At 38.7% G+C, this 26,167-nt stretch carries 33 protein-coding genes; 8 read left to right on the top strand and 25 right to left on the bottom strand.

The features are described 5' to 3' along the window. Positions 1 to 10: 10 nt before the first annotated feature. On the bottom strand, positions 11 to 1,231 hold the full coding sequence (locus tag JNG87_RS18520; RefSeq protein ID WP_202840252.1) for an MFS transporter: 1,221 nt from the start codon (positions 1,229 to 1,231) through the stop codon (positions 11 to 13). Positions 1,232 to 1,382: 151 nt separating this feature from the next. Here JNG87_RS18520 and JNG87_RS18515 point away from each other — a divergent pair, with 151 nt between their 5' ends. From JNG87_RS18515 to JNG87_RS18495, 5 genes are all read left to right on the top strand, one after another. Then, the gene (locus tag JNG87_RS18515; protein WP_202840250.1) at positions 1,383 to 1,973 is read left to right on the top strand and encodes a TetR/AcrR family transcriptional regulator; all 591 of its coding nucleotides are present in this window, start codon (positions 1,383 to 1,385) and stop codon (positions 1,971 to 1,973) included. Positions 1,974 to 2,042: 69 nt separating this feature from the next. Continuing rightward, entirely contained in the window at positions 2,043 to 2,501 is a 459-nt protein-coding gene (locus JNG87_RS18510) for a hypothetical protein (protein WP_202840248.1), read from the top strand. A gap of 2 nt (positions 2,502 to 2,503) precedes the next feature. Next, the gene (locus JNG87_RS18505) at positions 2,504 to 2,806 is read left to right on the top strand and encodes a DUF3817 domain-containing protein (protein ID WP_202840246.1); all 303 of its coding nucleotides are present in this window, start codon (positions 2,504 to 2,506) and stop codon (positions 2,804 to 2,806) included. Beyond that, positions 2,803 to 3,165: a rhodanese-like domain-containing protein gene (locus JNG87_RS18500; RefSeq protein ID WP_202840244.1), complete on the top strand. Its 363-nt coding sequence runs from the start codon at positions 2,803 to 2,805 to the stop codon at positions 3,163 to 3,165. Before JNG87_RS18505 ends, JNG87_RS18500 begins: the two co-directional genes overlap by 4 nt. Positions 3,166 to 3,343: 178 nt before the next feature. Beyond that, positions 3,344 to 3,850, top strand: a complete 507-nt coding sequence (locus JNG87_RS18495; protein ID WP_202840242.1) for a pyridoxamine 5'-phosphate oxidase family protein — start codon at positions 3,344 to 3,346, stop codon at positions 3,848 to 3,850. Between the two features lie 100 nt (positions 3,851 to 3,950). Here the strand turns inward: JNG87_RS18495 and JNG87_RS18490 are convergent, their stop codons facing one another. The 3 genes from JNG87_RS18490 to JNG87_RS18480 all read right to left on the bottom strand — a co-directional run bounded on the left by JNG87_RS18490 (position 3,951) and on the right by JNG87_RS18480 (position 5,668). Continuing rightward, on the bottom strand, positions 3,951 to 4,184 hold the full coding sequence (locus tag JNG87_RS18490) for a thioredoxin family protein (RefSeq protein ID WP_202840240.1): 234 nt from the start codon (positions 4,182 to 4,184) through the stop codon (positions 3,951 to 3,953). A gap of 4 nt (positions 4,185 to 4,188) precedes the next feature. After that, on the bottom strand, positions 4,189 to 5,079 hold the full coding sequence (locus tag JNG87_RS18485) for a dihydrodipicolinate synthase family protein (protein ID WP_202840238.1): 891 nt from the start codon (positions 5,077 to 5,079) through the stop codon (positions 4,189 to 4,191). A gap of 133 nt (positions 5,080 to 5,212) precedes the next feature. Beyond that, positions 5,213 to 5,668, bottom strand: a complete 456-nt coding sequence (locus tag JNG87_RS18480; RefSeq protein ID WP_062669648.1) for a cupin domain-containing protein — start codon at positions 5,666 to 5,668, stop codon at positions 5,213 to 5,215. Positions 5,669 to 5,768: 100 nt separating this feature from the next. On the opposite strand from JNG87_RS18480, the gene JNG87_RS18475 reads away from it, so the two are divergent. Then, positions 5,769 to 7,196, top strand: a complete 1,428-nt coding sequence (locus JNG87_RS18475) for a PLP-dependent aminotransferase family protein (RefSeq protein ID WP_202840236.1) — start codon at positions 5,769 to 5,771, stop codon at positions 7,194 to 7,196. A gap of 207 nt (positions 7,197 to 7,403) precedes the next feature. Here the strand turns inward: JNG87_RS18475 and JNG87_RS18470 are convergent, their stop codons facing one another. After that, positions 7,404 to 8,540 carry an Atu1372/SO_1960 family protein gene (locus JNG87_RS18470; protein ID WP_202840234.1) on the bottom strand — a complete coding sequence of 379 codons (1,137 nt, stop codon included), beginning with the start codon at positions 8,538 to 8,540 and terminating at the stop codon, positions 7,404 to 7,406. 117 nt (positions 8,541 to 8,657) lie between these two features. Here JNG87_RS18470 and JNG87_RS18465 point away from each other — a divergent pair, with 117 nt between their 5' ends. Beyond that, entirely contained in the window at positions 8,658 to 9,461 is an 804-nt protein-coding gene (locus JNG87_RS18465; RefSeq protein ID WP_202840232.1) for an AraC family transcriptional regulator, read from the top strand. Here the strand turns inward: JNG87_RS18465 and JNG87_RS18460 are convergent. From JNG87_RS18460 to JNG87_RS18385, 16 genes are all read right to left on the bottom strand, one after another. Further along, on the bottom strand, positions 9,443 to 10,099 hold the full coding sequence (locus tag JNG87_RS18460) for a DUF6766 family protein (RefSeq protein ID WP_202840230.1): 657 nt from the start codon (positions 10,097 to 10,099) through the stop codon (positions 9,443 to 9,445). The genes JNG87_RS18465 and JNG87_RS18460 overlap by 19 nt on opposite strands. Before the next feature lie 73 nt (positions 10,100 to 10,172). Next, on the bottom strand, positions 10,173 to 11,705 hold the full coding sequence (locus tag JNG87_RS18455) for an FAD-dependent oxidoreductase (RefSeq protein WP_202840228.1): 1,533 nt from the start codon (positions 11,703 to 11,705) through the stop codon (positions 10,173 to 10,175). A 20-nt stretch (positions 11,706 to 11,725) separates the two neighbouring features. Continuing rightward, positions 11,726 to 11,890 (bottom strand): hypothetical protein, encoded by a 165-nt coding sequence (locus JNG87_RS18450; protein WP_202840226.1) that lies wholly within the window; start codon positions 11,888 to 11,890, stop codon positions 11,726 to 11,728. A gap of 36 nt (positions 11,891 to 11,926) precedes the next feature. Continuing rightward, entirely contained in the window at positions 11,927 to 12,676 is a 750-nt protein-coding gene (locus tag JNG87_RS18445) for an SDR family oxidoreductase (RefSeq protein WP_202840224.1), read from the bottom strand. A gap of 8 nt (positions 12,677 to 12,684) precedes the next feature. Continuing rightward, positions 12,685 to 13,482, bottom strand: coding sequence for an SDR family NAD(P)-dependent oxidoreductase (locus JNG87_RS18440; protein ID WP_202840221.1), 798 nt, complete (start codon positions 13,480 to 13,482; stop codon positions 12,685 to 12,687). 4 nt (positions 13,483 to 13,486) lie between these two features. Then, entirely contained in the window at positions 13,487 to 13,987 is a 501-nt protein-coding gene (locus JNG87_RS18435; protein ID WP_202840219.1) for a CinA family protein, read from the bottom strand. A 36-nt stretch (positions 13,988 to 14,023) separates the two neighbouring features. Continuing rightward, a complete protein-coding gene (locus JNG87_RS18430) occupies positions 14,024 to 15,202 on the bottom strand; it encodes a zinc-dependent alcohol dehydrogenase (RefSeq protein ID WP_202840217.1) in 1,179 nt (392 codons plus the stop codon). Positions 15,203 to 15,251: 49 nt separating this feature from the next. After that, on the bottom strand, positions 15,252 to 17,390 hold the full coding sequence (locus JNG87_RS18425; RefSeq protein ID WP_202840215.1) for a catalase: 2,139 nt from the start codon (positions 17,388 to 17,390) through the stop codon (positions 15,252 to 15,254). A 60-nt stretch (positions 17,391 to 17,450) separates the two neighbouring features. After that, entirely contained in the window at positions 17,451 to 17,828 is a 378-nt protein-coding gene (locus tag JNG87_RS18420; RefSeq protein WP_202840213.1) for a hypothetical protein, read from the bottom strand. A 15-nt stretch (positions 17,829 to 17,843) separates the two neighbouring features. Beyond that, positions 17,844 to 18,161: a hypothetical protein gene (locus JNG87_RS18415; RefSeq protein WP_202840211.1), complete on the bottom strand. Its 318-nt coding sequence runs from the start codon at positions 18,159 to 18,161 to the stop codon at positions 17,844 to 17,846. A gap of 47 nt (positions 18,162 to 18,208) precedes the next feature. After that, entirely contained in the window at positions 18,209 to 18,796 is a 588-nt protein-coding gene (locus JNG87_RS18410; RefSeq protein ID WP_202840210.1) for a ferritin-like domain-containing protein, read from the bottom strand. 72 nt (positions 18,797 to 18,868) lie between these two features. Further along, a complete protein-coding gene (locus JNG87_RS18405) occupies positions 18,869 to 19,672 on the bottom strand; it encodes a KGG domain-containing protein (RefSeq protein WP_202840209.1) in 804 nt (267 codons plus the stop codon). A gap of 267 nt (positions 19,673 to 19,939) precedes the next feature. After that, positions 19,940 to 20,338: a hypothetical protein gene (locus JNG87_RS18400; protein WP_202840208.1), complete on the bottom strand. Its 399-nt coding sequence runs from the start codon at positions 20,336 to 20,338 to the stop codon at positions 19,940 to 19,942. A gap of 56 nt (positions 20,339 to 20,394) precedes the next feature. Further along, complete coding sequence (locus tag JNG87_RS18395) at positions 20,395 to 20,991, bottom strand: Crp/Fnr family transcriptional regulator (protein ID WP_202840207.1); 597 nt, start codon at positions 20,989 to 20,991, stop codon at positions 20,395 to 20,397. Between the two features lie 318 nt (positions 20,992 to 21,309). Continuing rightward, on the bottom strand, positions 21,310 to 21,543 hold the full coding sequence (locus JNG87_RS18390) for a hypothetical protein (protein WP_202840206.1): 234 nt from the start codon (positions 21,541 to 21,543) through the stop codon (positions 21,310 to 21,312). Between the two features lie 86 nt (positions 21,544 to 21,629). Next, positions 21,630 to 22,514 carry a DMT family transporter gene (locus JNG87_RS18385; protein ID WP_202840205.1) on the bottom strand — a complete coding sequence of 295 codons (885 nt, stop codon included), beginning with the start codon at positions 22,512 to 22,514 and terminating at the stop codon, positions 21,630 to 21,632. Positions 22,515 to 22,611: 97 nt separating this feature from the next. On the opposite strand from JNG87_RS18385, the gene JNG87_RS18380 reads away from it, so the two are divergent. Then, a complete protein-coding gene (locus JNG87_RS18380) occupies positions 22,612 to 24,033 on the top strand; it encodes a PLP-dependent aminotransferase family protein (protein ID WP_202840204.1) in 1,422 nt (473 codons plus the stop codon). Positions 24,034 to 24,169: 136 nt separating this feature from the next. Here the strand turns inward: JNG87_RS18380 and JNG87_RS18375 are convergent, their stop codons facing one another. The 4 genes from JNG87_RS18375 to JNG87_RS18360 are packed head-to-tail and all read right to left on the bottom strand — an operon-like array spanning position 24,170 to position 26,131. Further along, positions 24,170 to 24,766, bottom strand: a complete 597-nt coding sequence (locus tag JNG87_RS18375) for a Crp/Fnr family transcriptional regulator (protein ID WP_110008853.1) — start codon at positions 24,764 to 24,766, stop codon at positions 24,170 to 24,172. Then, positions 24,763 to 25,143 (bottom strand): bacillithiol system redox-active protein YtxJ, encoded by a 381-nt coding sequence (gene ytxJ / locus JNG87_RS18370; RefSeq protein ID WP_110008852.1) that lies wholly within the window; start codon positions 25,141 to 25,143, stop codon positions 24,763 to 24,765. Before ytxJ ends, JNG87_RS18375 begins: the two co-directional genes overlap by 4 nt. Next, positions 25,140 to 25,601 (bottom strand): DUF1569 domain-containing protein, encoded by a 462-nt coding sequence (locus tag JNG87_RS18365; protein WP_262896820.1) that lies wholly within the window; start codon positions 25,599 to 25,601, stop codon positions 25,140 to 25,142. The genes ytxJ and JNG87_RS18365 overlap by 4 nt, the downstream gene beginning before the upstream one ends. Beyond that, the gene (locus JNG87_RS18360; protein ID WP_202840202.1) at positions 25,595 to 26,131 is read right to left on the bottom strand and encodes a YfiT family bacillithiol transferase; all 537 of its coding nucleotides are present in this window, start codon (positions 26,129 to 26,131) and stop codon (positions 25,595 to 25,597) included. The genes JNG87_RS18365 and JNG87_RS18360 overlap by 7 nt, the downstream gene beginning before the upstream one ends. Positions 26,132 to 26,167: the final 36 nt, after the last annotated feature.

Here is a 26,167-nt window from a genome sequence, read left to right as displayed (position 1 = left end):
GGGTAAAAAACTATATATTTTTCTTGCTTAAACGGATACTGTAGATGGTTATTAAAACCGTAACCAACAGGAACAAAGCTCCTATCCATGGTGTACTTGCCAGTCCTAAAGAGGATGTTACAATCATTCCACCTGCATAGGATCCGATGGCAATACCAATATTAAAAGCAGCAATATTAATCCCCGAAGCAACGTCTTCAGTTCCGGGCAGTTCTTTTTCTGCAATCTGGACTACCAACAGCTGAAGTCCGGGAACCGAAGCAAATGATAATGCTCCCAGAAGAAAAAGTGTAATGATACTGAAAACAGGGCTATTTACGGTGAAATAAAATGCCAGCAATACGAGTCCTTGTACAGCAAACATCCATAAAAGGGCATTCAGAGGATTTTTATTGGCTACTTTTCCTCCAATCAGGTTTCCCAGGGCAATGGCAATTCCATAAATCAAAAGAATAAAAGTGACTGTGGATTCCTGAAACCCTGTAATTTTCTGTAAAATAGGTGACAGATACGTAAATACCACAAACGTACCTCCATATCCCATTGCGGTCATTAAAAAAGCAAAAATCAGACGTCTGTTGCCCAGTACTTTAAACTGGCTTTTTAAAGAAGCTGTTTTTCCATTCTTAAGATTTTTAGGCACCAATAATAAACTGGCGATCAATCCGATAACTCCAAGGATCGAAACGCCGATGAAAGTTGCTCTCCATCCGAAATGCTGACCTATAAATGTTCCCAGCGGAACTCCCGTTACTATGGCGAGTGTAAGCCCGGCAAACATGATGGAAATTGCGGTAGCTCTTTTCTCTTCAGGAACCAGTGAAGCTGCAATGGTAGAACCTATAGAAAAATAAACCCCATGGGCCAATCCTGTAAGTATTCTGGCCAGCACTAAAGTTATAAAGCTGGGAGCAATAGAAGCCAGCCCGTTTCCAATAACGAATAGCAGCATGATCGATACCAGCAGCATCTTACGCGGCATTTTCCCTGTGAGAGCTGTTAAGATGGGTGCTCCGATAGCTACTCCTATCGCATAAAGACTTACCAGAAGCCCTGCTGAAGGAATGGTAATTCCAAGGTCTGAAGCTACTGTGGGAAGAAGTCCTACAATGACAAATTCCGTAGTTCCTATTCCGAAGGCACTTATTGTTAATGCCCATAAAGCAGCAGGAAGACCTCTTTTGGCTGTCTGTGCTTCAGTATTGATCTGTATTTCTTTTTGAAAATTCATTGTCTTGTAATTTTGTTGATATTGACAAGGCAAATTTCCGATGAATATTTGTATTATAAAAATTATTTAAATTCTATCAAAGTATCAGAATAATGATAGTTTTATTTTCCCTGTAAAATTTGTTTCTTTGCAACAATAATCAGCAGTTTTAATGAAGAAATCAGAAGCAACCCGTCTTACTATTCTCCAGAAAGCGTTCGAATTGATCTATGTGAAAGGTTTTCAGACTACAAGCATTGATGAAATTATTGCAACGACTCAGGTGACGAAAGGTGCTTTCTATTATCATTTTAAAACCAAAGATGAAATGGGGCTGGCTATTATCACAGATCTGATGAAACCCAACTTCAGAAAAACTTTCATTAACACTCTTCACAACAATCCGGATCCTTTAAAAAGCATTTATGATATCATGCACCATCTTTTGATGGAAAATGATTTTTTAAAAGTGGAATACGGCTGCCCTACTTCTAATTTTGTGCAGCAAATGGCTCCATGGCATAACGCCTTTACCCAGGCTCTTCACGAACTGTCAAAAGAATGGGAACTGGCGCTTGCAGAAAGTATCGAAAGAGGTAAAAGTGCCGGATTAATCAAAAAAGAAGTAAGTGCAAAAGAAGTGAGTGTTTTTGTGATTTCAGGGTATTGGGGAGTAAGAAATCTGGGCAAACTTGAAAACTCAAAAGAAGTATATCTCACTTATTTAAAAGGGCTTAAGTCTTATTTTAAAAGCCTTCAGTAATTTTTTTATTAAAAAACATACTAATTGGTATGTTTTTGTTTTACCTTTGCTCTGTTCAAAAAATAACCCATGTATCAAACCCTGACTTTTTTACATTCCCAAACCCGTTGGCTGGTTTTAATAAGTTTAATCTACGCAATTTTCCGGGCTTTTAAAGGATATTTCTCAGACCGTAAATTTACAGCAGCCGACAATTCTGTGAGACACTGGACGGCTACAATTGCTCATATCCAACTGATTATAGGAATGATTTTTTATCTCAAAAGCCCTGTGATTCAATACTTCTGGAAACATTTTAATGAAGCTAAAGATTCATTTGAACATCTGTTTTTCGGGTTAATCCATATCGTACTGATGATTACAGCGATTGTCATTATCACAATTGGCTCAGCGCTGGCTAAAAGAAAGCTTTCAGATAAAGAAAAATTCAAAACGATGGGGATCTGGTTTTCTATAGCATTGGCTATTATTTTCATTGCCATCCCCTGGCCATTTTCTCCTTTTGCAAACAGACCTTATTTCAGATAATTATGATTCATTTATTTAAAACAAAGATTGGCCGGCTGAGAGTTCTGGCGATCCTGGAAGGAATTTCATTACTAAGTTTGGTATTTATTGCTGTTCCGGTGAAATACTGGATGGGAAATCCCTTGTTTGTAAGGCTTATCGGCCCTGTTCATGGAACATTATTCCTGCTTTTCCTGTTCAACACATTGAGTGTAGGTGTAGAACAAAACTGGAAATGTAAAGAAATAACCTGGAAGGTAATTCTTGCCTGTTTTATTCCATTCGGGACATTTTATATTGACAAAAAAATACTGAGCAAGCTATGAAAAGTATTCTCCTCATTTTGGGTGCAGTTTTTATTCTGTACATTGTGTATAGGGTTTACCGGATGCAGACCTTGGACAATGGATTGCCCGAACTCATCAGAAAAGGAGCTGTTATTCTTGATGTAAGAACTGAAAAAGAATACCAGACAGGGCATATAGAAGGTTCCATTAATATTTCTTTAGGGACAATCAGAGAACGGTATGGAGAACTGGATCCTGAAAAAACGTATATAACAGTATGTTCACACGGACTTCGAAGTGTAAAAGTTGAAACTATTCTGAAAGAAAAAGGATTTAAACGTGTATACAACGGAGGCGCATGGAGTGATCTTCAGACAACATTAAGTAAGAAACAATAATCTTTCGATCATTATTTTAAGGAGAGATTAACTTTGAACCGAATTTTATAAATAAATTAAGCTTAGGTACCACATTTTATTTCTTTTTGGTCGGGTATTTGAAAGACTTAAGCAAATTATTCATCATTCTGTTGAATAAATTTCTTTTAATTTACATTAATCACTTAAAATATTTAATATGTCAACAGAAAACCTTACCCACCTTGAAGCGATCAAAAAGATCAAAGAACTCTCGGAAAGTGCGAGAATATGCATGTTCTGTACAGAACTGGAAACCGTTCCTGTGAATTCAAGACCAATGACCCTTCAGGAAACAGACGACAGCGGAAATTTGTGGTTTATCAGCAGTGGATCCAGCAATAAGAATTTTGAAATCAAAGAAGACCGTAGAGTACAGTTATTTTTTATGAACAACAGCGACTCCCAGTATCTTTCGGTGTATGGAGAAGCTTCTGTTTATAAGGACAAAGCAACCATAGAAGATAAATGGTCTCCCATGGCTAAGGCCTGGTTTGATGGTAAAGACGATCCCAATGTTACGATTATCCGTGTGGAACCTAAAGAAACCTATTACTGGGATACTAAAGCAGGAAAACTGGTAAGTCTGTTTAGTTTTGTTGCGGCCGCAATCACAGGAAACAAAACCGATAATTCGGATGGTGTAGAAGGAAATGCAACGATTTAAAAAGCTCTGAATAAGCAATACATTTTCCCACAGATTTTACAGCGGGAAAACAAAAAACGGCTCAAGAAATTGAGCCGTTTATATTACAAAATTAATACTGTTAATTTTTCACCTCTTCCATAGAAGCTCCAAAATTAATATGAAGCACATTGCCGTTAGGGGTCACTAAAGCAGGCACAGATTTTACGCCAGCTTTTTCCGCGTCCTCAATTTTGCTTCTGTCATTACCCAAATGGATAATTTCTACATTTTCCAAACCTATAAGGTTAACGATATCATGCTCAGCACTGATACATACAGGGCATCCTGCGTGGTAAAAAATGGATTTTTTCATAAGATTATACTGGATTGATAAGGGTTTTCATAATATTTTTTAATTCTTCGGTTTCTTTTTCGTGAAGCGGTTTCAGAGGGCTTCTCAGATTTCCGCCATCTTCACCCAGAATATTCAGACCTGATTTCACTGCTCTCGGCAATCCTTTGTTTACAATAAATTTTAAAAGATCAAACTGCTGATAGAAAATCGTTTTTGCTTTTTCAAGATCACCTTCTTCCACCGCATTATAGAGGCTGATATTCAGTTCCGGAATAAGATTAGGAGCTGCCGTACACCAGCCTCTTGCTCCCGCAGAAAATGCCGCCAGAGCCAAAGGATTGGAACCGTTGTAGAAGGCAACGTCTTCTCCCAGTTCTCTTCTCAGATAATGCATTCTCTGAACATCTCCTGTACTTTCTTTAATCATCGTTACATTGGGAATTTCAAGCAGCCTTTTCAGCAAAGCCGGAGACATATCTACTCCACTGGTTGCCGGATTATTGTATGCCATAATCGGAATCGATATTTTGCTTGCTACGGCATCATAATGCGTTACAATTTCATCATCGGTAAGTTTCCAGTAGCTCATAGGAATGATCATCACCGCATCGGCTCCTGCTTTTTCAGCGAACTGAGCATGATGGATGGTTTTCTCCGTGGTAAGGTTGGATACACCTACAAGCGTTGGAATTCTGCCTTTTACCTGCTGTAAAGTAGCTTCCGTAACTTCTTCTTTTTCTTCGTCAGATAAATAAGGCATTACCCCTGTGCTTCCCAATGGAGCAATGCCGTGGCTTCCGGAAGTGATCAGTCTTTCTACCAGGTGTTTAAAAAGAGGAATATCTACTTTTTCATTTGGGTCAAAAGGTGTTATGGGATAAGCAATTATCCCTTTGAATGGAACATTTTTCATGTTTGCTGATTTAAAATTTGAAAATAATTTTAACCATTAAGAAATATTGAGCATAGTTTCGCTTTGAAAGGAAAAATCATATCCGATATCAATAATTAACATACAAAATTCTTAATGGCTTAAAGCTCTGGTATTAAAGGTCTCTGCCTTCTTCCTCTCTTAAAGCAACTCCTAAGTTCTGCAGCTGAGGCGCATTTTCGCAGGCAATGTATTTGGCAGGTTCCGTATCGCTGAGATTCTGGTGTTTATGCCATGCCCATGAAGGAATATATACCGCATCTCCGGCTTCCCAATATACTCTTTCATCTTCTACTTCTGTCCATCCTTTCCCTTCAATGACAAATAAAACGGTTTCATAGGTGTGGCGGTGTCTGTTGGTTTGTTGTCCGGGGGTAAGCCCGCCAATCGTCATGCTTACATTTTTACTCGGAAGATCTACAAAAAAAACCGGGTGTTTTCTTTCTGTTGAAAACTGATTGTGTTCTCCTGCATTTTCTACATTTTTATGAATCAAATGACTCGGTTTTACATACTTTGGTCTTGCAAAGGTTTCGTGAAAGTCTTTAGAACTGAATTGTTTCTTGTCCATGATTTTAAATTATTAGGGTTTTGTGCTTTATTGCATGACAAAATTATTCTATCTTTGGACTGTTTAAATGATTCAGTTTTTATATAAATAGATAGTCCAGATGTTACGCCCTTGGAAATTAGAATTAGAAATTGATAAAAAGCTTGAAAAAGCAGTTTATCTACAGATTGCGGATATGATCATCTCTGATATACGGTCAGGAAGGTTAAAAACGGGAGATGCACTTCCGGGAAGCAGGAATCTTGCCCAGACCTTGAAAATTAACAGGAATACTGTTGTAGAAGCCTATCAGGTACTGATCAATGAAGAATGGGTAATTTCCAGAGAAAGGAAAGGGATTTTCGTATCGGAAAGACTCCCGGCTTTGCATGAAAAGAATGCAGAGGCATTACATAACCCATCTCATCAGCAGGTAATGTCTAATGGAATTGTAATCAATTTCGATGATGGACATCCCGACAGTAAAATTGCCCCTGTGACAGAGCTGGCCAGAGCCTACAGACAAATTTTCGGCATCAAAGCCAAGTGGCAGATGATGGGATATGGAAATGAACACGGTGACACAGAATTCAGAAAAATGATCTCACAGATGCTCAACCATCAGCGTGGAATGCATATTCATGAAAATGAAATTTCCATTACAAGAGGCAGCCAGATGGGAATGTTCCTTACCGCTCAGACACTTTTAAAATCCGGAGACATTGTTATTGTGGAAGATCCGGGGTATCAGCCTGCATGGCAGGCATTTGAGTATGCAGGAGCAAAGCTTTTGTCGGTCCCTGTAGATCAGGAAGGAATCCATATGGAGACTGTTGAAAAGCTTTTAAAGCAACATCAGAATATTAAAGCCCTGTATATTACTCCTCACAGACAATACCCTACTACAGTTACTTTGAGTCTGGCAAGACGATTACAATTAATTGAGCTGTCCAACCAATACAATATAACCATTATTGAAGATGATTATGATAATGAGTTTCACTTCGGATACCGTCCTATTCTCCCCATTTCAAGCTTTCCCGAACTGCACAATTATGTGTACATCGGAACTTTAAGCAAGGTGGTAGCTCCGGCTTTAAGGATCGGTTATCTGGCCACTAAAAATCAGGAATTATTAAAAAGAATTGGTGATCTGAGAAAAATTATTGATGTACATGGAGATGTTATCATGGAACAGGCAGTTCTCCAGCTGATTAAAGAAGGAGCCATAAAAAAGCACATCAGAAAGGCAACTGTTCATTATAAAAACAAGAGAGATTTTGTCTTTGAACTGTTGACAAAATATATGAAAGATATTGCCGATTTTACATTGCCTGAAGGTGGTCTTGCCTTTTGGATTGTTCCCAAAACAAGGCTGGATTGGGATGCTGTAACAAAGCTTTTACTGGAAAAAAATATTAAGATTATTCATCCTAAACAATACAGTAAAAGCCAGGCAAACGGATTCCGGTTAAGCTACGGAGCACTTTCTGAAGAGCAGCTGGAGCAAAGTATCCCTGTTATCGCAGAGATTATCTCGGGTTTTTAACTTCAAAAAATCAAATATTTTTTAAACTTATGTGAACTTCTCTGCAGCTATCTGTTACTTAAGTCAACTTAAGTGTTTTAACTTTTGTGGTTAAAGAAGTATTTTCTCCCACAGATTTCGCAGATTTACACGGATTTTTCTGTGTACTTTTTTAAGCTAACTTAAGTGTTTTTAAACATTTGTGATTTTGTTGTTTAGACTGGAAAATTATTCTACTTCAAAAACCGCCTGAATCTCTACAGAAGAGCCCACAGGAATGGAAGAAGCTCCCAAGGTAGCTCTGGCATGTTTTCCTTTTTCCCCGAAGATTTCAACAGCCAGATCAGAAGCCACATTCATCAGATCAGCATGTTTTGTATAATCATCTTTTGTATTGAAAATTCCCGTAAGCTGCACGCATTGTTTTACTCTGCTCAAATCTCCTCCCACAGCTTCATTTAACACTGAAATCACATTCAGCATGGTTACTTTTACAGCGTCTTTTACCTGCTGCTCATTCACTTCAACACCTAATTTACCCGGATTGAAAATTTTACCGTCTTTTAAAGCAACCTGATTGATAAATACAAGATTTCCGGAACGGACGAACGGCTGATAATTTCCCGCCGGCTTTGGAACCTGTGGAAGAATAATGTTTTTCTGTTTTAATATTTCACTGAAATTCTGATGACTTTCCGTAACAGCCAGCGTTTTTTTAGAATGCGTATCTTTTAATGCCAATGCTATTTTTGCAAAATTTCTTCCCTGAATTTCAGCCATATTCCGCTCTCCTTTCGTAGGTCTTTCCACATCTTTTAAAGAAGCCATGCTGGTAATTCCCAAAACAGTATTTCCTTGCGGAATGGCTTTGTTCAGTTCTTCTGTTCCACGTATTCCATTAGACACAAGAACCATTCCGTGGACGGCTAGGCTGTTCCAGAACGCCTGAAGAGCGAGCTCCTTTCCTGCTCCGCTTCCGGCAGACATAAAAACAGTAGCCGGAACTCCTTCCAACGCATGATTGGTCCAGAGCTGAACAGTTCCGGATAAAAATTCACTCATTCCTGTGCTGATATTTCCGAAATAAACCGGGGAACCAAAAGCGATTCCGTCATAATGGATCAACTCATCTGGTGTCGCAACAGAAAGATTTTTCAGGTTTGGATTTTGTGATGCTTTGACAAGTTTTATATGGGAAACTGCGTTATTTTTACTTTCAATTCCTTTGGCGAGTTCCTTAGCCAGTTCGTAGGTTCCGCCATTGTCCGAATGAATTAGAACTAATATGTTAGCTTTATTTTGTGCCATGATGCGGGTGGTATTTGATAATAAAATTAAGATAAAAAAAAGACATAGTTTTTTCATTCTGAATAAGATATAGGTTTTTTTATGTGTTAAATCCTGTAACCATGACAGTGACAGTACAAAATTACTATTGTCGTTTTTATTAAATTTGCCAAAATATACATTCAAAACGACAAAATGAAATGCGGACTGATTGAAAAAACGGAAAGCCACTTTGTAGATTCTATCAAAAAGGAAGCCTATGTATGGTGTGAAAAAAACTGGAAACATGATGATTATGAGCACAAGCACAGCCGGGCTCAGCTCACTTTTGTGGAAGAAGGCTACCAGTATTTTCATATCGACCAGAAAATTTATCTCGTCCCCCAGCATCATGTCATCTGGATTCCTTCGGAAAAAGCCCATAAGATCACTTCTGAGGCTCAAACAGTAAATCTGATGGTATTCCTGTTCAGATCGGTTTTTGAAGATGAATTTTACCGGCATGTTCAGGTATTTGCTGTTCCTGCTGTTTTAAAGGAAATGCTTTTATATGCCTCAAAATGGAACCAGTTATTGGATGAAAATGAAGAACAGGACCTGTTTTTTAAAGCTATTTTAAAAAGCCTTCCCAATTTCTGCAAAGAAAGCAGCAGTCTGCAGATTCCCGTTCCTACGGATACAAGACTGATTCCTGTATGCAATGAAATTAATTCCAATTTTAAATATAATCCGGACATGGATGCTCTTGCCGAAAAAGCACAAATGTCTGTGAGGAGCCTCCAGAGAATTTTTAAAAATGAAATGGGAATTACGATACAGAAATACCTTCAGCTGACAAGGATTATAAAAAGTATTGAACTGATAGATACCAGACAGTACACGTTGAGTGAAGTAGCCTATAAAGTGGGCTATCAGAGTTTATCAGCTTTTACATCATCGTATTTTGCCATTATGCAGAAAAAGCCGAAAGTGAATAAAAATCAAGGCGTTTCGTCATGAGGCATATCAACGGGTTTTGATTCCGGAGAACCTTTTTCGCGAAGCCATATAGAGAGAAGAACCAGGGAAGCAACCGCCAGGAATTCACTCTGCCAGTTTTGAAAAGACTCAAACCAGAATCTTGATTCTGAAATGTATTGAATGGCCGTTTCAGCAGGTTTACCTTTCATCATTTGTTCATCATTAAAATCCCTGAGACTGCCATAGAAATGCAAAATGAAACTCGCCAGAAAAAGGAGAGCAAAAGCAATTGATAAAGAATGTTTGTAGAGTTTCAGCCATATTCCGCCTTTTTTTACAGGCCATGGCGCTTTGGGATGTGGTACAGGTTCTTTGTCAACATCTTCCTCTTCTGTCATAGATTTTGATTCACTGGAGCCTTTTTGCCTCAGAGAAATCGTTAATAAAACATACAGCATCATCTGGAGAAATTCGCTTTCCCAGTTTTCAAAAGTAGCCTGTATAAAATGACCGCTATGAATGTATTCACCGATCTTTAAAACAGGCTGGCCGTTTTCAATGAGTTCTTTATTTTCTGTTTTCCAGCCCATAAAAAATTGTCCTGCAAGAAAAATAATCATCAGAGTAATCAGAACAATACTTAAGCTGTTGCGATACAGGAAACTGGTGCGTGACATAGTTCTGAGTTTAAGGGTTAGAGTTCAATATTTAAAGTTTAAGGTTTAAAGTTTAAGGTTTAAAGTTTGGAGTTTATGAATCACGTTTTTGATAAGGGAATACCTTCTGGAGGTTCTTTGTGGTGGGTCCGGTAAGGATTTTTCCGTTGACATTAAACCGGGAACCGTGACATGGGCAATCCCAGCTCAACTCCGCACTGTTCCACCGGACTTCACATCCTGCGTGTGGACAGGTACTTCTGAGCAGATGTAAAGTGCCGTCATTTTCTTTGTAAAGAGCATAAGATTCTGATTCATATTTGATCACTTTCGCTTCACCTTCACCGACTTCTGAAAAAGAATCAATTTTCTCGGTTAAAATCTTATCTTTTATAAAATCAAAGGCCATAGTTGCCGTTTCTTTTACAAAATCTGAAAATCCTGCAACAGGTTTGATCCTGGAAGGATTGAACAGGTCTCCATATTTACTTTTTCCTGTCAGGATAAGGTCATGCAGGATCTGTGACGAAAGTGTTCCGAAGATCATTCCGTTTCCTCTGAAGCCTGTTGCCACAAAAATTCTTTCTTTGCTTCCGGGAAGTTTTCCTATATAGGGAAATCCGTCCACTGGCTCGTAATATTGGCTGGACCAGCTGTAATAGACTGTTTCTACCTCAAAATATTTTCTGACATAATTTTCAAGTCTTGAAAAACATTCTCCGGTATCATCAGCATGCCCTGTTTTGTGATCTTCTCCTCCTGCAATCAATAGATTTTCGCCTTCAATATTCTGAATACGGTAGTAATGATAGGGCTCGCAAAGGTCATAACCAAGCTCCCACGGGTATTTGTCATTTTTCATGGTAAAAGCCATGGCATAGCTTCTGTAGGGAGCGTTTGTAAAATGAAGAAGATTGACTCCAGGCGGAATATGGGTAGCATAGACTACATTTGAGGCCTTTATTTCCCCTTTTGAAGTTTTTAAAATTACAAAATCATTTTGCTCATCATGTTCTTCACAATGGCAGTTTTCTACAATAGAGCCGCCCAGTTTTATAAAAGCTTCGCAGAGCGCCTTACTATATTTTACCGGATGAAAATGCCCCTGCCCGGGAATAAGCACCGCTTCTCTGAATGGGATGGGAAAAGGAATTTCATTCACATAACTCATTTCATGACCTACCCTGGCTGCTCCTTCTACAATATCTTTTAACTGTTCTTCCTGTTTTTCATCCAGGGCAAAAAGGTAAGCTGACTTTCTTGTGAAATCACAGCTGATCTGATATTTCTGAATATTATCTTCAATAATGCTGATGGCATCAGTTCCGGATTGTGCATACAGTTTGGCATTATCCAGTCCAAAATCACGGATAGCCTGATTAAAGGTTGTATCAAAAAAATCGTTTAAATGGGCCGTTGTGCCGCCGGTAGTTCCAAATCCTATATTGGCTGCTTCGAGGATAACACATTTCTTTCCGGATTCCTGAAGTTTCAGCGCTGTTGAAACTCCTGTAATTCCACCTCCTACAATGGCAACATCAAATAATGAGCTGAGATCCGTTTCTGTAGAAAATTTTCTGATCTCTTCCTGCCAAATACTTTTTCTTGCACCGTCTCTGTACATCATCAGAATTTTTTATTGTTAACTTATTTGATACTCAGGGTATCACTTTCGGGCAGACCGGATTTATCGGTATTGGACGAACTGCTTTTCTGATCCCTTTTCTGGTTTTCGTCTTCATCAATATTACATCGGCAGGAAGTAAAAGCAAACAGGCTGATAACGCCTAAAATAAGTGCTGTAGTTTTCATATTTTAAATATTTTTATGTTTATACTTTTATATACTTTAGCCATTTACTATCAGCCCTCCATTGGGGTGTAGTACCTGGCCCGTAATCTGTGACGCATCATCACCTGCCAGAAACAGGAAACTGAAAGCGATTTCTTCAGGAGTAGCATTTCTCTCCAATGGAGGTTTATTGGGATTTTCTTTCTTTTCATCAAAAGTTTCTTCGGTAAGTGGTGTAGCCACTGGTCCCGGAGCAACGGCATTGATCCTGATTCCTTTGGGTTTTGCCTGCAGTGCCAGAGAACGGGTGAAGGAAACAATAGCGCCTTTTGTTGCAGAATAATCAAGGAGTTCAGGATGTCCCTGATAGGCGGAAACGGAAGTGGTATTGATAACGCAGCTTCCTTCTTTTAAATAAGGGAATACTACTTTTGTTAACAAAATCATTCCGACAATATTGGAATCAAAGGTCTGTCTGATGTTTTTCTCTTCAAGCTGCTCAATACTTTCTGCAGGAAACTGAATTCCGGCATTATTGATGAGAATATCAATTTTTCCGAATGCCGAGATCACTTCTTTTACCGTTTCTTCACAAAAATCATAATCATTGATATCTCCTTTGAAAATGAGACACTTTCTATTCAGATTCTCAATTTCCGCTTTTGTTCTTCCGGCGTCGTTGTCACTGGAATGATAAATAATGGCAATATCTGCACCTTCCAGGGCAAAAAGAAGGGCAACAGCCTTTCCTATTCCGCTGTCTGCACCGGTAATCAAAACTGTTTTATTGTCTAGTTTTCCTATCATAAGTCTTTTTATTCTTCTGTTGAAGGTTTCTGCATTTCTGCCATTCTATGAGCCGCCATACTGTCACTGGCTATATTCGCCATTGCTACAGAAAGTTTGTTTTTTAACCCTGATATTATTTTATCATCACCATTCATCAGAGCATGATAACCATCAGCAGCCACTTCTTCCGGAGATGCCAGATTATCACGGTCTTCAAGTATTTTGCTTCTGTTCATATCCGCTTTATTAAAGAAATCGGTATCGGTAGGTCCCGGTAAAAGAGCCGTCACAGTAATTCCGGAATCTTTCAGCTCTTCACGGATGGCCTCAGACCATGATAATACAAATGCTTTAGTACCGTGATATACCGAATGCCACGGGCCGGGAGCTTTGCTGGCTACAGATGCCAGATTTAAAATCTTTCCTGACCCCTCGGGCAGCCGGTCCTTTAAAAACAGTTTGGTCAATATGATGACTGAAATGATATTTAACTGAACAATGTCTACTTCCCTGTGGATATCCGTATCCTGAAATTTCCCGTACACTCCCTGCCCGGCATCATTCACTAATATTTCAGGGCTTATTCCATTCATTTTTAATTCGGAATAAAGAGAATAGACTTCTTCCTGCAAGAATAAATTTTTGGAGATGCTGATCACATTCACTCCATAATTTTTGAGTTCATCGGCTTTTCTTTTCAGCTCTTCATGATCTCTGGCCACAATAACAAGATCATATCCGTTACTGGCAAATTTCTTTGCCAGTTCGTAGCCTATACCGCTGGTAGCACCTGTAATGAGTGCATATTGATTTTTGCGTTCCATAGATTTATTTTAAGATTAAAAGCCTGTTAAGTTCACTTTTAAAACACCCCAAAATAAATTCGGTGTAATATAGCTGGGCATTCAGGGCTTGAGTTTTAGGATGTAATTCCAGTTTTTTAGTCAGGATGATCTCACCTTTGTAAGAGAATGAGAAATAGGCAAAAATTTTATACCCGGAATTGCGGATTGGTGTACAGTATCCGGTTGTGGCGATAGACCAGTCGGATTCATAAAGTTTTGCTACATTTAAAGCCATCGTCTCCGCAATATTTTCTGATACGCAATCACACTCTTCAGCCTCCTGTCTGTTAACCTTTAGCAGTTTTACTTTTTCCGGCAATGTGTAGGCTGTCAATCCTCCTTTGTAGAACATAGTAGCATTAGGCATCTGTGAAAAGGCCAGCTGCAAACATCCTGAAGTAACACTTTCCGCAATTGAAATGGTTTCATCCGTGGTCATCAGTGACTGACTTATATATTCGAGAAGATTTTTTTGAAAGTCCATACTATTAAATTTTGAGTGATTGGTTGATAATTTATTTTAAAAGCCTGTCAGCTTCCATGGGTCAAGAACGACCTTTACACATCCGTCTTCTTTTTTATCAAAAATTTCGTATCCTTTGCTTACTTCATCAAGAGATAAACGGTGGGTAATAACATCATCAAGAGTGATTTTTCCGGTCACGACATAGTCCATAAGCCGGTCTATAATAGGATGAACATTGCACTGTCCTGCTTTAAGTGTAATTCCCTTGTCAAAAATCTGTCCAAGTCTGAAATTGTCATAATTAACGGGATAAACTCCCAGAACAGAAACAATGCCACCTCTGCGTACCGCGCTCATGCATGCTTCCAGCACTTTGATAGAACCTTTTTCAAAGTTTAAAACAGCTTTTGCACGGTCTATAAAACTTCTTTCCGGTTCAAAACCTACGGCTTCAATACAAAGATCTGCACCCCGCCCGTCTGTCATATCCCTGATCTGTTCAATAGTGCTTTCAGCATCTTCCCACAAAATGGTTTCGCATCCTGTAAGCATTTTGATTCTGTCTAATCTGTATTGAAGGGTATCAATTACAATAACTTTCTTCGCGTTATGAAGAACAGCACTTTTTGTGGCCATTGTCCCTACGGGGCCTGCTCCAAAAACAGCAACAGTTTCTCCTCCTTTAAGCTCTCCCCACATCACTCCTGTGTAGCCTGTTGGGAAAATATCAGTAAGAAATAAAACCTGTTCATCACTAAGGTTTTCCGGAACTTTTCTGGGCCCAAAATTCGCGTAGGGAACTCTTACATACTGGGCCTGGCCACCGTCATATCCTCCATACAGGTCGGTATATCCGAACAGAGCTCCGCCTTTTTCTTTAAAAATACCTCCTTCCGGGCCGTAATAATCGGGGTTGCTATGTTCACATGCGGTGGGAAGATCATGCTGGCAGAAGAAACAGTTTCCACAAGCAATGGGAAAAGGAACTACTACCCTGTCGCCTGCTTTCAGGTGACTGATATTTTTCCCGGTCTCTTCTACTATACCCATAAATTCGTGTCCCATTACCATGGGCCGGGCCTGCGGAATTCCTCCTGAGTACATATGGAGATCACTGCCACAAATAGCTGTGGAGGTCACTCTCAGAATAATATCATTTTCATCCAGAATTCTGGGATCTTCTACGGTATCACAGGTAATATTACCTGGTGAATGAAAAACGGCTGCTTTCATAATGTAGATATTTAAAGTGATTGGTGTTGGTGTGAAGGGTGTTTTATGATTACGCGTTTCTCTCCTTTTCAAGATCCCAGACTCTGTGTTGGGCAATTGCCTGGATGAATTTATCTGCCGGATCTCCGTCTTCCCATGTAATGATTCCGGGATCCTCATGTTGTTTAGCTGATACGTTGGAATTGTGATAAAGTACCTCCGTATCTTTTCCAAAGTAAATTGCTTTACAGTGTTTATAAGCTTCATTGATGAAATGCAGAACCAGATGTTTGTTTTCAGCAATCATCAGTTCTTTTACAGAATCTTCTCCCGGACAGATGGCAAGGGCATCAAAACAGACACTTGCTGTAGTGCTAAGAGAATGTTTCGGAGTCAGTTCTGAACCGTCATTCAGTTTTACGGGAGCAACACTTGTTGCAATCAGTTCAACTCTGGCACCTTCTGCTTCAAGTTTTGTTTTAAGATCATTGACAACTCCTCCATCAGCGCCATTAGCCAGAATAAAGCCAATTTTACGGCTCTTAATTGTATTTTTAACCGTATTCTTCATACTTAAAGCATCGGATATCTTTGTATGAGGTTCTCTTTCTTCGCTTTGAAGGTCTATCATATTACTATCCGCCGGCAGACTTTGATTGGGCCATTCCAGTTTTTTAACTTCCACTCCTAATTTTTCTGCTACCTTCCAGGCAAGGTCTGTATCAATATAGGCAAGCTGTCCTACCAGTCTTTCTCTGATCTCAGGACGGGTTACTTTTGATAATTCAAAGATCAATGCATTCTGAAGGTGTGTTTTCTCCGGTGCAGACTGGCTGTTATAGAATAATTTTGCCTGTGAATAATGATCCACAAAACTTTTACTTCTTTCTCTGATCTTCACTCCGGAAACTCTTTCCTGCTGGGAGGTAAAGCCGCCTTCCGACATCATCGCCTGGAAAGGACATCCACCGCCTATGGAATTCGGTTCATAGCTGCTTTTTCCTTTCACGATCTGCTGTCTCATATGACCATCTCTTTGGTTGTTATGAACCGTGTTGATAGATCTGTTGATCGGTATTTCATGGAAATTGGGAGATCCCAGTCTTGAAAGCTGAGTATCGGTATATGAAAATAATCTTCCCTGCAGCAGCGGATCATTGGTGAAATCTATCCCAGGAATTATATGTCCCGGGTGAAAAGCAATCTGCTCGGTTTCTGCAAAGAAATTATCCGGATTTCTGTTAAGTGTTAACGTTCCGAAGAGCTGTACAGGAACTTCTTCTTCAGGAACTATTTTGGTAGGGTCAAGAAGATCAAAATCAAATTTGTGCTCATCCTCTTCAGGAATAAGTTGCACACCGAAATCCCATTCCGGATAATCCCCGTTTTCTATGGCCTCCCAAAGATCCCGCTTATGGAAATCAGAATCTACTCCGGAAATCATCTGAGCTTCGTTCCAGGCTACAGAATGAACACCTAACCTGGGTTTAAAATGGAATTTTACAAAATGTACTTTTCCTGCCTCATTGATGAATTTAAAAGAATGTACTCCAAAGCCTTCCATCATTCTCAGACTTCTCGGAATGGCTCTGTCGCTCATCAGCCACATGATCATGTGCATACTTTCGGGCATCAGTGAAATAAAATCCCAGAATGTATCATGGGCAGATGCAGCCTGCGGAATTTCATTGTCTGGCTCTGGTTTTACAGCGTGTACGAGATCAGGAAACTTGATAGCATCCTGAATAAAAAATACCGGTATATTATTGGCAACAAGGTCATAATTTCCTTCTTCGGTATAAAATTTTACCGCAAAACCACGGACATCTCTCGCCAGATCGGTACTTCCTTTGCTACCCGCAACAGTTGAAAACCGTACAAAAACAGGAGTTTCCTTTCCCAGTTCTGTTAAAAATTTTGCTTTAGTGTATTCTGCAAGGCTTTTAGTAAGCTTAAAAACGCCATGTGCACCGGAACCCCTGGCATGTACTACTCTTTCAGGAATTCTTTCATGATCAAAGTGGGTAATCTTTTCCCGCAGGATAAAATCTTCCAGCAATGAAGGGCCACGTTCGCCAGCTTTTAAAGAATCCTGGTTGTTGTTGATCTTTAAGCCCTGATTGGTGGTCAGCTTTTCATTTTCATTGGAAGTGCTGTGTAGATCCAGCTGTTCTGCTTTTTTGTTGTGTTCGTTGGTGTTCATATTCATAATCTTTTTGTGGTTGGTGTATTTTCTTTCAAAAGCAGTTAAATAATGGGACCGCAGCAATTAATCTGTCTTATTTCCCAGAATTTCAAGAAGTCTGTTGATATATTCTTCTTCCTTCAGAACTTTGTAATACGCTGTTTTGGCATACAAGGTGAAGGCAGGAGACTCATATCTTATTTCAGCATCCAAATCTGTGGTTTTCGTTGTGTTATTAAAATGAAACTCACGGATATTGAGGATGTATTCTTCCATATAATTGTCTATCACTCCTTTCAGGACTTCACAGGTAGCATTATTTTTAATCTTTTCTAAAGACTTGATCAGAAAAGCTGTAACTCCGTAAGAATTCATAATAGACGGAAATAAAGACTCATTCTCTATTGCATTATTTTTATCATTCAGGCCGGAATGTTGTAAAATGTCGTTTTCAAAAGTCATATTTAAGAATGGTTTTTAGTTATTAGAAGCTTCCAGATATTTTTCAAAATAATGAAGGTCATTTTTATCTTTTATGGATAAATAAAACATGATCTGCTCCGGTTCTTTTAATCCGATACTGCCGAAGCAGTCGAAGTGAGCAATTAATGCCTGTATATTTTCAATATCAATATCTTTCAGAATAATAAATAAAAGAAAAATATTTTTTTTGATCTCTTTTGCATAGATTGCTGCCCCGTCTTCAAAACACTTCCCTGTATTCGGTATTTTTATAAAATCCTTATGTCTCAGTGTTTTTATTATTTTCTGGCATTCCATATATTTTGATTTCATGATTAAAATAAGCCATATAGAACAAGCTACATGGCTTATTACATAGTTTAGTCTTCCTGTTCTGCATCAAAGTTGATGGATGTTTCTGCAATATCTGTAAGATAAGAATCTGTGTCTTCTTCTTCCTGAAGCGTTCTTTCAAGCAGATCGGCTGCCTTATCATGTCCCATAGTTATGGCAAGCTGGGCCAATCCACCATAAGTGGCAATTTCGTAATGTTCTACCTTCTGTGCTGCAATAATAAGGGCAACATCTCTTGTTGCCGTGCCGTCTTCTGTAGCTTTGATGACTTCTTCCCCTTCTTCAATAATCCCTTTGATAGCTTTGCATTCTTTCTTTTCAGGCTTTTCATCAATGAGTTTGAAAACTTTTTCCAAACGCTTAACATGTTTTTGAGTCTGAAGGTGATGGTCTTCAAAAGCATCTTTCAATTCTTCAGCAGTAGCTGCTTCCTGCATTTTTTCCAATGCATCCAGAATGGCATTTTCAGCAAAATAAATGTCCTTCAGGGCACTCACAAAGAACTTGTGAAGGGGTGAATTTTTCATTTCATCCTGGTTGACAGTTGTCTTGTCTGCCGTACCTTTTTTGGTGGCAGAAACTGCCGTATTGGTTTCTAATATTTTATTGGACATGGTGTAAATGGTGTTTGTTATTAAAGGATTACCTCTTTATATATGGCTAAAGAGGCAATCCTGGAAAAAGAATTATGAATTACGTCTGCCTCCGAATCCGGAACGACCTGAAGATCTTCCGCCTCCGTGGGAAGCCTGGCCTCCCATTCTGGCTATTCTTGTACGCTCAGATTTACTCATTGCAGCAAATCCTCTTCTTGAACTTCCTGAATTGGAGTTGGAGTTCGAGCCTCCTCTTCCTGAGCTGTTACTGTTGTTTCCTGATCTGGATGAACCTCCTCTTCCTGAATTGGAGCCTGAGCCTGAAGATCTACCTCCACCATGAGAAGCCTGGCCTCCCATTCTGGCTATTCTTGTACGCTCAGCTTTACTCATGGAAGCGAAACCTCTTCTTGAAGTACCATCTCCTGATGATGACCTGCCTCGGCCTCCTGATCTGGAGCCGGAACCAGAACTTGAACGTCCGCGGGAACCACCACCGGAGTTTCCTCCACGAGAACCACCTCTACCGGAAGTAAATCTTCCCTGGCTGTCTCTCTGCTGGTTACCGTTTCCGCCTCTGGAACCACCTCTTCCTCCTCTACGGCCTCTCTGATCATCATCATCGTCTGCTTCTTCGTCGTCATAATCATCATCATCTTCATCATCATAATCGTCGTCGTATTCATCATAATCATCTTCATCGTAGTCATCGTCATAATCCTCATTTTCATTATCAAAATAATTTTCATATTCTGAAAAATCATCATCATAATCTTCATCTCTGGTTGCATCGTTGAAACCATGATCATATCCTAACTGATATACTTCTTCAAGGTTTTCTGATGAATGTGACTGTCCTCTTGAACTGCGGTTTCTTGAATTTCTAGTGTTCATAACTGAATTTTTTTTATTAATATTTAGTGATGTGTATTGCAGCCCGTGACTAGTATTAGACGGCAACAGTTGGATGTCGGTAATTTTAAAATGATAATAAAAGCAAATGCTTTTTACGTTCCTTTTTTACTAAGGTTTAGAAAATTGGATTGAAAATTTATATTTCAAATGTACGTCAGAATAATTCACTTTTTTATGACCTGGATCATGTTAATGCGGATTAATACAAAATTTTTCAGTCATTTATGATAATTCTGCCAGATTTTTTCATCTTTTCAAGAGCCCGGAATACATTTTCCATATGCATGTCCGTAGGATTGACAATCTGTTGTCCTGCCAATTCAATGTGGAATATTTTAGACAGTCTTCATGGTGATAGCTTTTCAGGTAATCCGGTAAACCTTTCAGCCTCCGCACAGCATTTTCTGATGCAAGACTCTGTCCCATTTTTAAAGTATAATAGATTTCCTGCGATAAGCAGGCATTCACTTCCATTGAAAGATCAGGATTCCCGTCTGTCATTTCAAAGAAAATATTTTTGGAAAGTCTTATAATACGGGAATCCTTTTTTTTGAAAACTGATTCCCGTTTTTTATAGTTCCTGTCCTCTGCACTCATGGAGTACAGGAGACTTTCATCAATATTCATACAGCTTATCGTTTTCATATCTTCAGAAAGATTTAAATGAAAAAAATCACAAAATTTTCTATGTCAAATGAATGCTAATATAAAATTTTACGATTTTCAATTCTTACGATTTTATCCCTTTCCATATGTTTGATGGTCCTTATTGCGGTTTCTACACACAAACCTGTAAGACTAGCCATCTGTTGTCTAGTTAAAGGAATCAGGAATGAATAAGGACGTGCATCTTTCTGGAAACTCTTCAAATAATCCATCAGTCCTCTAAGTCGTATCGAAGGATTTTGCGATGAAAGATTCTGCATCATGATGAATTTATAGTAAAGGCGTTCGGAGAGAAAACTGTTGACCTCCATGTATAATTCGGGGTTTTGGTTCAGCAGATTGAAAAAAATGGATTTATGAAGCCTTAAAACAGTACATTCTGTAATAGCTTCAGCATTCATAGGATAAGGTTTTTCTATAAAAAGAATAGATTCTCCACAGCTTTCTCCGTCGGATAAAATATTCTGAATAAATTCTTTTCCTTCCTCATTATAATTATTGAGTTTTACTTCTCCGTTAATAATCTGGTAGTAGTAATTGGGTATATCCCCCTCGCAGAATATCACTTCTGAAGGGTTATAGTGTCTCGTTTCTGCTCCCGCTGAAATCAAAATGTTTTCGTCGATAACCATAATAGTTGTTTTTGGTGTTGTTTTCTTCTTCTCCTCTTCTTAATCTTAGTAAAATATATATTGGTAATCGATACTTAATGAGTGCAAAAAGTACACCTTAATGATTGTTTTAAAAGTTAAAAAAAGTTAAAAATATTAATAACTCTAATTGTATATTTTATTTATTGGTTAAGTATTACCACTAAAAATGCAATTAAATTGATTTTTTGATACCACATATTTAAGCTGTAATTTCAACAATTTGTAGAAATACAAAATAATAAAACCCATTTTTACTTAATAAAAACGGGTTTTTCAAAGTAATAACAGAAAAAACTGCTATTTCTTTGGAATTTTATTTTTAGGGGTTGTCGTGGTATCTGTAAGTTTTTCTGAGGAAACCGTATCACTGTGTACTGTATCGGAAGGGATTGGATTTACCGTGGAAACAGAATCCGTTCTGATGGTATCAGCTATGACAGTATCTGTTGTAACATTGGTTTCTGTTTTGGATTCTTTTTTACAGCTCAGGACCATAAATCCTATAAGCAGGCTTGATATAATAAACTTCATAATGCTCTATTTTGTGGTGATGTATCAAAAATAGACTATTGTGAAGCCGTTTTCTTATGACTTGAGTCATAATGCTTTATATTTAATTATTTTGCAAATTTTTTAGTTCCTGCAACACATAAGATGACGCCCACTGTCACCCCCAGCATTCCCACACTTACCTGCTCATGAAGAAGCCAGGCTGCGAGTGCCAAGCCAAAAAAAGGCTGAAGCAGCTGCAGCTGTCCAACAGTAGCAATTCCGCCTTGTGCCAGTCCTTTATACCAAAATATAAACCCGATAAACATGCTGAAAATCGAAATATAAGCCATTCCAAACCATCCCTGAAAACTAACATTTTCAATATCATCAGGAAAATAGATAAAAAATAAAGGAATCATAACAGGCAGTGCCAATACCAAAGCCCAGGAAATTACCTGCCAGCCGCCTAATGTTTTAGATAGCTTCGCGCCTTCAGCATAACCCATACCACATAAAATAACGGCAAGCAGCATCAGAATATCGCCAACAGGTGACGCTGATATCCCCTGCGAAACAGCATAGCCAATCACCAAAAGACTTCCTGTAATAGAGAAAAACCAAAATATAGGATGGGGTTTTTCGCCACCACGCATCACTCCAAATACAGCTGTTGCCAAAGGCAGCATTCCAAGAAATACAATAGAATGTGCTGAAGTAAGATATTGAAGTGCCAATGCAGAAAGAAGCGGAAAACCTACCACACAGCCAAGGGAAACCAAAAGTAATGGAATTAAATCTTTTTTAACAGGACGTTTTTCTTTACCCAGCCATAATACGATAAGCGCAAGAATTCCTGCAACAGCCGCACGAACAATCGTTACAAAAATGGGGCTCATTTCCATTACGGCTAACTTTGTGGCCGGCAAACCTCCACTAAATAATACGACACCTATAAAGCCATTGATCCAGCCACTTATATTTTCATCTTTTGATATTTGTTTTGTCAACATGGTATTCAAACTTTTTAACTGATGTTCAAAATTAGAAAGGATAATCCGATAAACACAGTATCAGTTTTGTATATTTGCATGAGCACAGTTTAACAATATGAGTAAAGAATTTTTGTACACGGAAATTGCAGACGGTATTGCAGGACAGATCAGAAATGGTATTCTTAAGGCCGGAGACAAGCTTCCTTCAGTGAGAATGCTATGTCAGGAACATCAGGTAAGCATGAATACGGCCAAGCGTGTCTTTCTGGAACTGGAATCCCAGTCTTTGGTAGAATCCAAACCGCAGTCCGGCTATTTTGTAAGTCAGCTGCTTTCAGCAAAACTCCCTTTGCCGGAAGTAAGCCGTCCGTCATTGATCGCCAATAATGATGAACCGGATGAGCTGATCAGTAAAGTATATGAAAATATGGGTAAAAAGGATCTTACCTTCTTCTCTATCGGAATTCCGTCGGGAGATCTTTTGCCGCAGGCTAAACTAAAAAAAGAAATTGTGAATGCCACCAGGGAATTAAAAGATGGTGGTACCGAATATGAAGAACTTCAGGGAAATCTGAAATTAAGAAGAATGATTGCGGTACGTTCCTTACAATGGGGAGGCAATCTGAGCGAAAATGATCTTATCACCACCAATGGAGGAATGAATGCCCTTTCTTTCTGTTTGATGGCTTTAGGAAAGCCAGGAGATACCGTCGCGATCGAAAGTCCCTGCTATCCCGGAATTCTTCAGCTGGCCAACGGGCTGGGATTAAAGGTACTGGAGCTTCCTACACATCCTACTACAGGAATAGAAATTGAGGCTTTAAAAAAGTTAATTCCCAAAATAGATCTTTGTCTCCTGATTCCCAATTTTAATTCACCGTTGGGAAGCTGTATGCCTGATGAAAATAAAAAAGAAATTGTAAAAATACTTTCTGAAAATAATATTCCGTTGATAGAAGATGATGTGTATGGAGACCTTTATTTTGGTTCCAGTCGTCCGAAATGCTGTAAATCTTTTGATAAAGACGGAAATGTACTGTATTGCAGCTCTATTTCAAAGACTCTGGCTCCTGGTTACCGCGTAGGTTGGATTGCTCCTGGAAAATATAAAGACAAAATCATGAAGCTGAAGCTTCTGCACTCTACCTCTTCTATTTCCATTGTGAATGAAGCGGTGGCTAATTTCCTGAAATCCGGAAAATATGAAAAACATCTTCAGCAGCTGCGCAGAACATTACAGATCAATTATCAGAATTATGTTCAGACCATTGCAGAATCTTTTCCGGAAGGTACGAAAACCAGCCGTCCACAGGGAGGCTTGTCTTTATGGATAGAATTTGATAAAAATATTCGTACAACAGAATTATATGATCTGGCTATCAAACAGAACATAAGTATCGCGCCCGGAAGAATGTTTACTTTTCAGGAGCAGTTTGAAAATTGTATGAGACTCTGCATAGGGCTTCCATGGTCGGAAAATACACAGGCCAAACTCAGACAGGTTGGACAGCTAGCCAAAAAGATTGATTTGAGGTAAGGAAGATAGAGGCTGGAAGATGGAAGTGATTATAGTTTTAAGAATAGATTTTTTCAATTCTTATTAATAAGGGTGTTTAACAGTTCTTTGTATTGATCAGAACTTCTGGCTTCCCTCTCCCATCTTCCAGCTTTTTTTATTTATTATCCGGGATGAAATTTTTCCTTGCCAGTTCTTTTCTTACTCGGCTCAGACTCTCAGGAGTAATTCCCAGATAAGATGCAATCATCCATTGCGGAACTCTCAGCAGTAAATCCGGATACATTTTGATGAATTTCATATATCTTTCTTCTGCAGTCTCTCCCAGCAAAGAGTTGATCCTGTTCTGAAGGCTTCTGATGTGTTTCTGAAGGAGAAAATCACTTCTTTCAATACTGTTCGGAAATTGTTCTACCAGTTTGTTGAAGAAGTCAGGATGGAGAAACAAAACCTCAGAATCCTCCACGGCTTCTATATAATAAATAGACTTTTCATTGAAATAAAGACTGCTTCGGTCAGAAATCAGCCAGCTTTCCGGAGCAAACTGTATAATATGTTCTTTTCCGTTTTTATCAATGGAATACATTTTTAAAAGCCCTTTTTCTACGAAGAATATATGACGGCAAATTTCACCATACTGAAGAAGAAACTGATTTTTTGGAATTTTCTTTACCTCATAGTGCAGGCTGCAGGTGTTCACATTCTGAAGTGGAACATTTAAAACTTTGGCTAAATAATTATTTATATTCTTCATGATACAATCTGGCTTAAAGAAATATCCTGGTGTGAAGCACTGTTAACAGGTTTTCCGTTCTCTATGACAATCAGCTGCGGACTTTCGTGTCTGATCTCAAAATCTGCGGCTATTTTGTTGGAAACAGGTCGGTGAGCCAATAAATCCAGATAGTATACATGTACCGGCTGCTCTGAATTCTCTACTTCTTTTTCAAAATTTTTCAGAACAGTTCTGCTGATAAAACAGCTTGTAGAATGCTTGAATATGGCGATCTTATTTTGAAAAGAATCTTCTATAGCTTTTGTAAGATCCTCTTCAGATTCTATCTTTTTCCAGAATGTTTTTTGCTCAGGGTTTTCACTTTTCCCACCGAATATTTTATCAAAAAAACTCATACATTAAATTGTTTTAGATGATGATCAAGATGCTTGTATTCTAAAAATGTCCAGTCTTTTTCAGTCATGTTTCCGAATAGTCTGTGGTGATCCGGCAAATTGCCATTTTCACAGGCTTCCCGGAATTCTTCCAGCGTTTTCAGCAGATTGGTTTTTGATTCATCAAAATCACATTCAAAATTAACGATTAGTTTTTGAAAAGTAGGCATGTTTCTCGGAATTCCATTATTGAAAACATACATTTCTATTTTAGTAAAAACCCCTATTGTTCCAAACAAGAGATTGATACGGGGAAGTTCCAGATTTTTCAAAGCTACCTGAAGAACCAGATCACAATGTTTTAGCATTTGGCACACGTTCATTTTTCCCCATCTTCCGGTGGAGTTTTCAGATAACAAAGAAATTCTATCTATAATTTCCTGATAGTATATTGGATTATTGAGACTCTTCCTTACCAACCTTTCTCAATCTTCAGGTTTTCAATATGAGCAAAATGATGATCACAGTGCCACACATACAATGCAAGACTTTCTCTTAAATTATAATTTTTCTGATGCTCGGGATGATGGAAAGTCCTTTCAAACTGTTTATTGGTAAGGCTTTTAAGAAGCACTACCCATCTCTGGTGGGTTCCTTTTAACATTCTCATAGCAGGTTTTACAGGCATATGAAAGCTGTCCTGAAGCTCTGCCCATTTTGCCTCGTTATACGGTTTTATGGTAGGGTTATCTTCTGTGAGAGCCAGTTTAAAGCGGATAAAACTGTTCATATGACTGTCTGAAAGGTGATTTATCAGCTGTCTTACCGTCCAGCCTCCTTCTCTGTAAGGTGTATCCAGTTGGTCGTCTGTAAAATGTTCAATGAGGTTCTTTAGCCGGCCGGGAAAGTCTTTAATGACTTTGATATAAGTATCCAATGTGATATCACAGATGTTTTCTGGCACTTCAAACGGTCCTATCGGGAACTTTTTTTTCTCTAAATCACTCATTGCTCAGGTTTTAATTTTTTAATGATTGCCGATCTG

The sequence above is a fragment of the Chryseobacterium cucumeris genome (assembly GCF_016775705.1).
In the GTDB taxonomy this organism is placed as follows: Bacteria; Bacteroidota; Bacteroidia; order Flavobacteriales; family Weeksellaceae; genus Chryseobacterium; species Chryseobacterium cupriresistens.
This window is presented reverse-complemented; position numbering and strand designations above follow the sequence as displayed.